At 63.3% G+C, this 8,783-nt stretch carries 17 protein-coding genes; all 17 read right to left on the bottom strand.

The genetic code is table 11. The features are described 5' to 3' along the window. Positions 1-7 precede the first annotated feature (7 nt). Positions 8-1,294: a terminase large subunit domain-containing protein gene (locus tag C8C99_RS01515; RefSeq protein WP_108624725.1), complete on the bottom strand. Its 1,287-nt coding sequence runs from the start codon at positions 1,292-1,294 to the stop codon at positions 8-10. Next, positions 1,278-1,742, bottom strand: coding sequence for a DUF2280 domain-containing protein (locus tag C8C99_RS01510; protein WP_108624724.1), 465 nt, complete (start codon positions 1,740-1,742; stop codon positions 1,278-1,280). The genes C8C99_RS01515 and C8C99_RS01510 overlap by 17 nt, the downstream gene beginning before the upstream one ends. A gap of 28 nt (positions 1,743-1,770) precedes the next feature. Continuing rightward, positions 1,771-2,361: a putative metallopeptidase gene (locus C8C99_RS01505; RefSeq protein ID WP_108627000.1), complete on the bottom strand. Its 591-nt coding sequence runs from the start codon at positions 2,359-2,361 to the stop codon at positions 1,771-1,773. Positions 2,362-2,377: 16 nt separating this feature from the next. Beyond that, on the bottom strand, positions 2,378-2,620 hold the full coding sequence (locus tag C8C99_RS01500) for a hypothetical protein (RefSeq protein ID WP_108624723.1): 243 nt from the start codon (positions 2,618-2,620) through the stop codon (positions 2,378-2,380). A 7-nt stretch (positions 2,621-2,627) separates the two neighbouring features. Beyond that, positions 2,628-2,828: a hypothetical protein gene (locus tag C8C99_RS01495; protein WP_108624722.1), complete on the bottom strand. Its 201-nt coding sequence runs from the start codon at positions 2,826-2,828 to the stop codon at positions 2,628-2,630. A gap of 224 nt (positions 2,829-3,052) precedes the next feature. After that, positions 3,053-3,244 (bottom strand): hypothetical protein, encoded by a 192-nt coding sequence (locus tag C8C99_RS01490; protein ID WP_108624721.1) that lies wholly within the window; start codon positions 3,242-3,244, stop codon positions 3,053-3,055. 188 nt (positions 3,245-3,432) lie between these two features. After that, positions 3,433-4,098: a hypothetical protein gene (locus tag C8C99_RS01485; RefSeq protein ID WP_108624720.1), complete on the bottom strand. Its 666-nt coding sequence runs from the start codon at positions 4,096-4,098 to the stop codon at positions 3,433-3,435. Between the two features lie 10 nt (positions 4,099-4,108). Then, positions 4,109-4,645 (bottom strand): nuclease domain-containing protein, encoded by a 537-nt coding sequence (locus tag C8C99_RS01480; RefSeq protein WP_108624719.1) that lies wholly within the window; start codon positions 4,643-4,645, stop codon positions 4,109-4,111. Continuing rightward, positions 4,642-4,776 (bottom strand): hypothetical protein, encoded by a 135-nt coding sequence (locus tag C8C99_RS24310; RefSeq protein ID WP_255411680.1) that lies wholly within the window; start codon positions 4,774-4,776, stop codon positions 4,642-4,644. Before C8C99_RS24310 ends, C8C99_RS01480 begins: the two co-directional genes overlap by 4 nt. After that, positions 4,773-5,294 carry a hypothetical protein gene (locus C8C99_RS01475; RefSeq protein WP_108624718.1) on the bottom strand — a complete coding sequence of 174 codons (522 nt, stop codon included), beginning with the start codon at positions 5,292-5,294 and terminating at the stop codon, positions 4,773-4,775. Before C8C99_RS01475 ends, C8C99_RS24310 begins: the two co-directional genes overlap by 4 nt. Continuing rightward, positions 5,287-5,643 carry a RusA family crossover junction endodeoxyribonuclease gene (locus C8C99_RS01470; RefSeq protein WP_108624717.1) on the bottom strand — a complete coding sequence of 119 codons (357 nt, stop codon included), beginning with the start codon at positions 5,641-5,643 and terminating at the stop codon, positions 5,287-5,289. Before C8C99_RS01470 ends, C8C99_RS01475 begins: the two co-directional genes overlap by 8 nt. Further along, a complete protein-coding gene (locus C8C99_RS01465) occupies positions 5,640-5,912 on the bottom strand; it encodes a hypothetical protein (RefSeq protein ID WP_108624716.1) in 273 nt (90 codons plus the stop codon). Before C8C99_RS01465 ends, C8C99_RS01470 begins: the two co-directional genes overlap by 4 nt. Continuing rightward, positions 5,909-6,247: a hypothetical protein gene (locus C8C99_RS01460; protein WP_108624715.1), complete on the bottom strand. Its 339-nt coding sequence runs from the start codon at positions 6,245-6,247 to the stop codon at positions 5,909-5,911. The genes C8C99_RS01465 and C8C99_RS01460 overlap by 4 nt, the downstream gene beginning before the upstream one ends. Before the next feature lie 273 nt (positions 6,248-6,520). Continuing rightward, on the bottom strand, positions 6,521-6,712 hold the full coding sequence (locus tag C8C99_RS01455; RefSeq protein ID WP_108624714.1) for a hypothetical protein: 192 nt from the start codon (positions 6,710-6,712) through the stop codon (positions 6,521-6,523). Position 6,713: 1 nt separating this feature from the next. Continuing rightward, complete coding sequence (locus C8C99_RS01450; RefSeq protein WP_108624713.1) at positions 6,714-7,685, bottom strand: DnaB-like helicase C-terminal domain-containing protein; 972 nt, start codon at positions 7,683-7,685, stop codon at positions 6,714-6,716. Further along, positions 7,669-8,010: a hypothetical protein gene (locus tag C8C99_RS01445; RefSeq protein ID WP_108624712.1), complete on the bottom strand. Its 342-nt coding sequence runs from the start codon at positions 8,008-8,010 to the stop codon at positions 7,669-7,671. Before C8C99_RS01445 ends, C8C99_RS01450 begins: the two co-directional genes overlap by 17 nt. Further along, positions 8,010-8,687, bottom strand: coding sequence for a hypothetical protein (locus C8C99_RS01440; protein ID WP_146186005.1), 678 nt, complete (start codon positions 8,685-8,687; stop codon positions 8,010-8,012). The genes C8C99_RS01445 and C8C99_RS01440 overlap by 1 nt, the downstream gene beginning before the upstream one ends. Between the last annotated feature and the right edge of the window lie 96 nt (positions 8,688-8,783).

Below are 8,783 nucleotides of genomic sequence, written 5' to 3'. Positions count from 1 at the left end.
TCTTCTTTCACACGCGCAGAGGCGCCACCGAAACCGTCCGTTTCACAATCGGCCAGCGCTTCACCAGGAAGTAGCCGACCGCATCATTCGGGTGGTCATGCCCCGTTGTCTTGTCGGGCTCGCCATTCGCGCCCCATGCCTGCTGTTCCAGCGCCTCAGTGAGCGCGGGGCAGGCATCCGTGTTGATCTTCCAGCGTCGCGCGCCGTCGGCGTTCAGCGTCATCGCGTCCACTGCGTTTACCCGGTCCTTCACAGCAGGATTCGAGGCGTTCACGCTGATCTGCAGCCCCGCCTGCTTGAGGATCGTCAGGTCCGACTCGCTGGCGTTCTTGCTGCTGGTGTTGCCGCCGCTGGCGTCAGGGTAGACCACCACCGGGTGGCCCTTGTCCACGTACCGCTCTTTCAGCATGCGCGCCATGGTCGGGGTGTCCCGCACCTTGGTCAGCTCTTCCAGTGACAGCGGCAGGTCGGCACGGATCACGCTGACCACCGCCGTCATGTTCAGCACGTTGAAGTCCAGGCCGATGTGCAGCGCCTCTTTGTCCTTGATCTTCTCCGGCGTGTGGTTCAACTTCCGGTCGAAGTTGGGGTACACGTTGCCGCTGGCAAGGTTCACGAACTGGCCGCGCAGGTACGCGCTGATCAGCTGCGGCGGGTAGCTCGCCAGCAGACTACTGATGTAATCCTCTGGCAGGTTGTCTTCGTTGTCGTACGTGCTGGCCTGCACCATGCCGTACATCGAGGCAAGCTCTGGCTTGTCCCGAATCGCCTTGACCCACTGCTGGTAGACGAACTTGAAGCCTTCGGGCGTCGTCGTCACATCCAGGCCGTTGAGCCCGTCGAACCTCAACCGCAACCGCGCGATGGCCTTGCGCCAGGCCAATTCGGCCTTGGGCAACTTCATCACATCCAGCTCGTCCATCAAGCCGCGCGCGATCTTGAAGCCGATGATGGTTTCCGGCTTCTCCAAGGACCGGCAGATGATCGTCCCGCGATACACCCGTCCGCTGTAGACGTGGATCTCGTGGTTGCTCTGGTTGATCTCTGCCCGCTGCCCCCAGTCGAAGGCGACCTCTTCAAAGGTCGGGTAGTAGATGTCCCGGATCTGCGCGTAGGTCGGCGCGAAGTAGCCCAGATGGGCCTTCGGATGCTCCCAAAAGTGCTTGCACTGGCTGGCGGCGCCAACCCACGTCTTCCCGCTGCCGAAGCCAGCCACGAAGGCCCGGAACTTGTGCGGCAGCGTGAGAAATTGCGACTGCGGGACGTTCAGCGAAGGGTTAACCGTCGCTGACATGCTTGCGCGCGTCCTTCACTGTGATGACTACCTGCGTCGGTTGGGGGGTGTCTCCGCCCTCCTTGCCGTCCGTCTTCTGGCGGTTCACGTAGGCGTCGCCTACTTCTTTGGCCGCCTGCTCCAGCACCTGCAGCGTCAGAGCCATGTTTCGCATGTTCTCGGCCTTGGTGGCGATCCGCTGCAGAGCCCGGAGTCGAAAGGCACGCTGCGCAATCGGGATGTCGCTGACCTCGTCCTTGAACTTCGCCCGGGTCGCCTCGAAAACTGCCCGCCATTTCTTGGACAGGTTCCGCCCGGTGTGCTTTGTTGGGTCGTAGGTGGCCACCTGCTGGCGCACCACCACGATCCCGAATTCCTCTTTTACCGCCTCAGCTACCTGCGAAGGGGTGTCGTAGCACGCCAGCGCCTGTACGACGAAGCGCTTCACGTCGTCGGAGAGTGCTGCCATGCGAAACCACCTGTAAACCGCCAGTCAATCAGGCTGCGCGCAACAGACACGTCCCACATGCTCCTGCGATGTTTGCCTTGCTGACCTCTGGTTGTGCGCCCGCAGCCCGGGCCAGCTTTCCAATCGCGCCGCCAGGGTCGCCTACCCCGTAGCGCCTGACAACACCCACGAACTCTTCAACGTCATGGCCCCGGATGGTCAGCTTAGGCGCTCCATCCTTGGTGAACTTGGGCGCCCCAAATTCGTCCAGCGCGTGGGCAACGTGGTACAGCTCATGCTCCACCAGGGCGCACCAGTCGGCGTCGCTGCAGGTCGCACAGTAGCTGGCGTCCAGGGTGATGATGAAGGCCGGCACCCGCCCGAACCACTCACATAGCTGCTGCTCCTGGCGGGCCTTCTGCCATCCCCCGGCGCGGATCATTACTTCTTCGGCCTGACCAATGACGGTGCGCATCTGCTTGGTGAAGCCCATCGGCGCCCACAGGAACACCAGGTCGGAGTCGATCAGGTGCGCGTGCTCCGGGTTGTGGATGCGGCCGTCTTCGGCCAGGATGGTTGTCTGCACCCACTCGGCTACCCCATCCGCAGGCCGGAACCTGTCTAGGTCGGCGGGTGGCATGGGCCTTTGGAACACATCAAGCCTTCAACAGGGCCACCAAGTCAGGAGCGGCGGAGATCACGCGCAGCGTGCCGGGAGCTATCGAATCGCCGAATAGCTGCTGGAACGTCGCAGCGAAGCCGCCTTCGTATCCACGCGCCACGATCATCTTGCGGCCCTTATCGTCCTTCCACTCCTCCATGCCGTTCCACTTTGAAACGCAGGTGAAGCGGATGCCCTTCACCTCGAAGGACTCGACGCGGGTGTATTCCAGTTCCATGGTGGCCTCAAGGCAAGTAGCGCCAGATCAGCATGCCAACGCTCACGACGACACAGGCAGATCCCGACAGGTAGCCCAGCGCCAGCCAATACATCGGCACAGCCTCGGGCGATCCATGCTTGGGCAGCGTCCAGCCGCGTCGGTACAGGAACACCATGCCGCACAGCTGGGTGATGGCCAGGATCACGATGCCTACGATGAAGATCATCCGTCTCTCCAGTTAAGAGCCCTTCGGACAACCCACATGGGCAGGGCTTGCCGTTGCACCTCTGCTGGTAACGGCTGGGCAGCCGCAGGAGTTCAGCGCCTGGTCAGGGCGCTCCCGTCCAGCTTCCGGGGTGGTTGTGTGTTGCGAATGCAGGCCAGGCTGGGCGAACCACTTGGCCGCGACCGATCACCTATGGCGTCGGGGCGGGCCCTGCCAGCAATCGGTCAGGATGCTGAGGCATTGGCCTTGGTGCCCAAAGGCACTTCGGTGACTTTGATTTCGTTGCCGCTGTGCACGTACATCTCCATTTCGTCACCGGGCTCCAGCACCGCAGGCGCGGCGCCGCCGGTCTGCTCGACCTTGGCCTCGTAGGGGCCGGAGTTCTTTGGAACTTGGATGCGTACTTTGAGAGTCATGGAGCGCTTTCTGTTCGGAAACGAAAAAGCCCGCAGGGCAAACCGTGCGGGCTTCAAAAATTCAGGGCGAGTTGTGCCATCAGCATCTACCGCAGTCGCTACAGGCGATGGCCAGGCTGTGGCTGCGGGCATCCGGCAGAACTTCGAGGCGCGAGAGAATCAGCATTCTCTGCGGCCCTCTACCGCAATCATACACGCCCGGCGGCGGGGTGCAAGCGTTTCTTGATCGACTGGCGCGCGCGGTGGACACAATCGTCCATAAAATTTGCCAGCTTGCGCCCTGCCTCCCCGTGCGGAATCCGTAACTTTCCCGTCGCGCCGCAGGGCTTGCAGTGCTTGCTGGAGAGGCGCCCGGTGTCCGGGATCACCTCGAACTTGCGGCCATGGCAAGCGTGGCAGTTGGGTGCCAGCCACCAGCGCAGCAGCGCGCCGGCCACCTGCTCGGCGTCTTCCACCTTCCACTTCAGAAGCTGCAGGGTCAACTGCTCGCGGACCACGGGCATGGTCTTCAGACGCGACATCAGTAGCTTGGCCTGCTGATGATTGAATTCTGCGGCCAGCTTGTCGGCAACAGCACGGGCCATGGGCGGCGTTTGCGAGAGCGCCACAGGCTGGCGCGCGCGGGCCGCCTGGGCGAAGTCGGCGCCGGCTGCCGGCCGCAGGTGTTCAGCTCCATCCCACTCGGTGTGCAGGCGCAGCAGAGCGGCCCCGATGCGGCTTGGCGACCAGCCAGCGGCGATCAGCAGGTCCGTGTCGGAGCGCGGCGCGCCCTCGCGGGTGTCGCAGCGCAGGTCGGAGCTGGCCGTGGCCGATGCGTAGCTTTCCTCAATGGTGCGGCGGTCGTCTTGGTACATGGTCTCCCTTTCAGTTCATCGAAATCGTTGCCGTCGCATTCAGGCGCTCCAGCGCCCACTCAGCGGCGGCCCGGTCACGCGGCTGGCTGCGGCTGTCGAATGCGATGGCCCGCCACTCCAGCACCTGGGCCAGGTGGGCGGCCATGAATGCGGCGGCCTTCTGCGCGCGCGGCGCAGGCCCCTGGTCCAGCCACTGATGGCACGCAGCGCAGCCCCAGACGCTGTAGTGGTCGTCTGCCTTGCGGGCTCCGGCCTTGCCGTGGATGCTCAGGTTGCTGTGGCAGCACACCACGGTGGCGCGGTCTTGGGTGCACACGCCGGGCACGCGCAGCAGGCAGGGCATGCCCCGGGCCATGTCGCGCAGGTGGGCATTTCGCTGGGCAGTCGACTTCGGCGCGGCGGCTGTCGCGGCCACCACCGGCTGAGGCGCGCGGAATGCTCCAGGCGTGACGGCTGGCATGGAGCGCACTCGGTCAGGGTCGCGCTGCTCGCGGCGGGGTGCGCGGGGGCGGAAGCCGGTGCGCTTGAGTGGGGCGCCCCGGTTCATGCGTTTCCCAAGTAGTAATAGGCCGCCCCAATGGCCACAAACACCACGCTGCACACTTGCGCATACCGCTTGTTGAGAAACGGGGCGGCATAGATCGTCCCCAGCAGGACGAAGAATTGCCAGTCTTTCATTCGTTGAACCCCTGCAGGATGGTTTCGATCATCGTGATGCGGTCCACCGGCGACAGATGCCGCCACAGCGTCTTGCCCGCGTGCTCGGTGCGCAGGAACTCCACTGCGTCGTTGTGGAACTGCTCCATGGCGCCCTGCTCCAGCTTCGCGTAGCTGGTGGAGTCGGGCACGGGGAACACTCCACCCTTCGGGCCGGGATACCACTGGCAGTGCCCGGCGCCGACCTTGAGCCAGTCACGGAAGCCCGCAAAGTTGTCGAAGCGCTCCTGGCTTTCGAACACCGCCTGCTCCATGGCCATGTGCTTGCGGTGATACCAGCCCAGCCGGGCCTGGTGGGTCTTGAGCTCCACCATCTCGCCCGGCTCCAGGCGCAGGATGTTGTTCCAGAGGCGGCGCCACTGCTTCTTGCCGCGCTCGCCCAGGCCGTCCACGATGCCAAAGATGACGCGGCGGGCCACGGCCTTGTCGGCCTCGGTGATATGCACGGGCTCCTGGCGAACGAGGGTGATTTCAGCCATGGACCACCTCCTTCACCGACACGCGCAGCATCCCGCCGATGGGCCCGCGCTCAATGCTCAGGCTGTCGATCTGCTGGTCATCCAGCCAAACCCCGGCATGCGTCATGGCGTCCAGCGTGCTCTTGAGCAGGTTGTCCAGATCGCGGCGGCGCTGGTCGGGGACGTGGGCGGTGATGGCCACGGCCAGGCGGCCGGCGAACAGCTTGGCGCCGCGCTGGATCAGCACCTGATCGGCAACCGCTGCGCGGTACTGGCGGCCCTTCTCGCTGATCAGGGTCTTGCCGTTCACGTTGCGGTAGTAGGTATTGACCGTGGGCGGCCATGGGAGGGTGAGGTGCAAGACTGTCATGCGTGCACTCCCTGCGGCGCTGGCGTCTTGGCCCACGCTGTCGCCAGCGTCGGAACCGGCCCCGCTGATTTGGCGTACCACTGCTCACCATTCACCAGCACCACATGCACCCGCTCGGCTTCCATGAGTTGGATCAGCACGCGGTGCAGTGCGTTGACGCCTAGGCCAGATTCGCGGCGCAATGCTGTGGGGCTGACCGGCTGGCCGGAGCTAAGCAGGTCCATGACCTTCCGCTGGCGCAATGTGAAGCGCTTTTCAACGTCGGTCATGCCTCCACTCCCTCACGGCTGGGCACCGGGAGCCAGGACAGGGTTTCATCATGGGCGTCGTCGCCGGGGTCGCGGATGGGACGGAGATTGCTATCCGCAACCAGCCCAATCTCCAGCGCGGTGCCCTTCTTGGAATGGAAAATTGGCACATTGCTCTTGCAGAACCAATGCACGCCCTCTTTCACGGATGTCCAACGGGTTTTCCCGTCAGGAGAAATGGCGGAAATCCCTTTGCCGTTGCAAGCAAAAGACAGCACCTCCAAGAACCGCCCATTCAGTTCGGTATTCACAACCAGGCCTTTGAGTTGCGCCAAATCACCGGGCTTGCAGTTCATTTCATCCCCCATTCCTTGGCCGTGAGGCTGACTACTTGACAGGCGCTAGCTGCCACTCGGCACGCTTCGCCATTGATCTGATTTCCGCCTCGGGCAATCCAAGCTCCAATGCCTGGGCCAAAGCTGAACGACAGCGCGCTGCCTTGGTTTGCTGGTCCAGGGGCAACCGGCGCTGGATGTACTGAATACGCCTCGCGGCACAGTGCAAGCAGCCGTCTGCGAAAAGGCGGTAGTTGGCCGGGTCGGGCCGCGCGTCGTTGCAGCAGTGGCATGTCATGCATGGGCACTCCCGAACAGATCCAGGGTGCGTGTATCCCGGCATGCCTCAGACGCCCGGCCCCGGCGCTTGGGCTCGATCAGTCCGGCCTTGCGCGCGCACACGCGGCCAAACGGCTGGGCGCCGATGACCACGGCGGGGCGCAGGGTGACGCGACCGCAGCGGGCGCAGTGGAGCTTCTGCGGCATGTCAGTACCCCGTCTCGCGGTGCGGCCAGTTGCGGAAAAACATCAGCGGGTCATTCGGGTCGCCCTTGAACTGCTTGGAGTCCCGGTCGAACCACAGCCGAATCGTGGGTTCGTCCTCGCCGTTGCGCTGCTTACGGCACAGAATGGCGGCGTCGTGCTCGTCCTTCTTGGTTGAGGCGCGACCCTTGGCCTTCACGTCATCCTCCTTGCCCTTGTTGCGCCACACCAGCATCAGGTTGTCCACAAGGTCGGTGATAGCGCCGGAGCCCTTGGTGTCGTGCTTGTCCGGGATGTCCGTTTCCTTGCTGGGCTTGCGCAAGTGGTGGATCAGGTGGACGTGCACCATGTTGTCGCGCGCAAGGGCCGTCAGCTCGTCCACAAAGGCCTTCTGGCCGTTGTAGTCGTCCTCGCCCATCACGCACTTCATCAGGCTGTCGATCACGATGTGGGTGACGCCCAGCTCCTTGGCGCAGTAGCGGGCCATGCCCAGCACCTGATTTGCGCTCACCGTGCCCTGGCGGTCGTACACCCAAAGGCGGTTATCGGTCCACTCGCCGAACTCCTTGTACAAGTCGGTCAGGATCTGAACGCCCTGCTCCCCCTGGTACTCCGGGCTGAACGGGTTGGTGCCCGCATACATGCGGCACATCATCGCCAGCGTGGTGCCGGGCTTCATCTCGAAAGAGCCCACCACCACCTTTTCCTCCTGGCCCATCAGGGACAGCACCACCTGCGAGACGATCTGGGTTTTGCCGTGGCCGTTCTGGCCGGCCCACAGCGTCACTTCACCTGGGCGGAATGCGAAAGCATCGCGCGCCTGCTCCCACGGCAGCCGCACCTTCTTGGTCTGGTCAGGGTTCTGCAGCTTGAAGATCAGCTCGTCCATCCAGACGGATGCGGGCTTGACGTTCGCGCGTGCGTCGGTTTCCCGCTCGTAGGCGGCAAAGTCGATGTCGTCAGTGAGGAATTGCATTGATGGTCCTTTGAAGGCGGGCCAGGATTTGTTCGTGCTCTGCGTTCAGGCCGGCGATGCCAGCGCGGCACAGCAGGCCGATGGAGCGAGGCTTTCCGGTTTCTGCGCACTGCACCGTCTCGCGGTACAGATCGCCCTGGTCCCCCACTTCGACCACATCGACATGCAGGCCGATCAGGGGGCGCCAGTCGATGGCGCGTGGGTTGCGTTCGACCACGATCACATCTGGGCCGGTCTCAACCGACTTCGGCGGAGTGCCGACGAACACGAACACCGAAACCGGGGAGTAGCCGGTGCGGCGCAGGCGGGCGAGTTCTGCGGTCATCAGTTCACCGCTCCTGCCCAGATGTCAGCGGTTGCTGGCGCCACAGATTCCGCTCCCTCCCACCGACGCTGGTTCAGGTAGACCAGCGGAGCGGGGATGAACTCGCCGCCGTTTTTCATCCACGACGCAGAGCTTTTCAGAGATTCGACATGGGCCAGGACCAACGCAGCATCACGCTCGGCGTGTGCCTTTTTCCAAGCGTCCAGGCATTTGCCCTTGGCTTGTTTCCGGTCGTTGGATGGCCAGGTTTTCCAGAATTCGGCGAAGCCAGGAGGGTCAGCGGGCTTGCCCGCGCTCTTCTCTTGGTCCTGTTCTTGATCCTGTTCCTGTTCTTGGCTTGCAAGGGCCTTCGGAGGGGCTTTCGAGGGGCTTGTGTTATTGCCATCCATAGGCATGTGGAACGCTACTGAATACATAGCAAAGAACGCTTGTTTCAAAAGCGCTGGCCCGATGTTTTGCCACTCACGTTCCACGCCCTTCACGCGGTTGTCACCTGGCTTGAGGGACTCCGCAACTTGGTACGCGGCCATACGGTGCACAAAAACGGTCTCCGAAGCCTCGTCGTAGGTGCAATACCCGGCTTCAATGAGGCTTTGAAGGGCCTTCGAAGCCCCTTCCATGCCCAGCCCGGTTTCGTGTGCCATGTACAGAACAGGGCAGTGAAAAACGCCGATCATGTTGGCGTGTGGGCAGGTCATCAGGTACAGGGCCAAGACCTGCGCAGGGGCGTTCCCGCGCAGTGCCTTGCCTGTCTCTCCAATCCAGAATTTGGG

It is taken from the genome of Acidovorax sp. 107 (genome assembly GCF_003058055.1).
In the GTDB taxonomy this organism is placed as follows: domain Bacteria; phylum Pseudomonadota; class Gammaproteobacteria; order Burkholderiales; family Burkholderiaceae_C; genus Acidovorax.
Note: the sequence above shows the minus strand (reverse complement) of the source record. Positions and strands in the feature narration are given on the sequence as shown.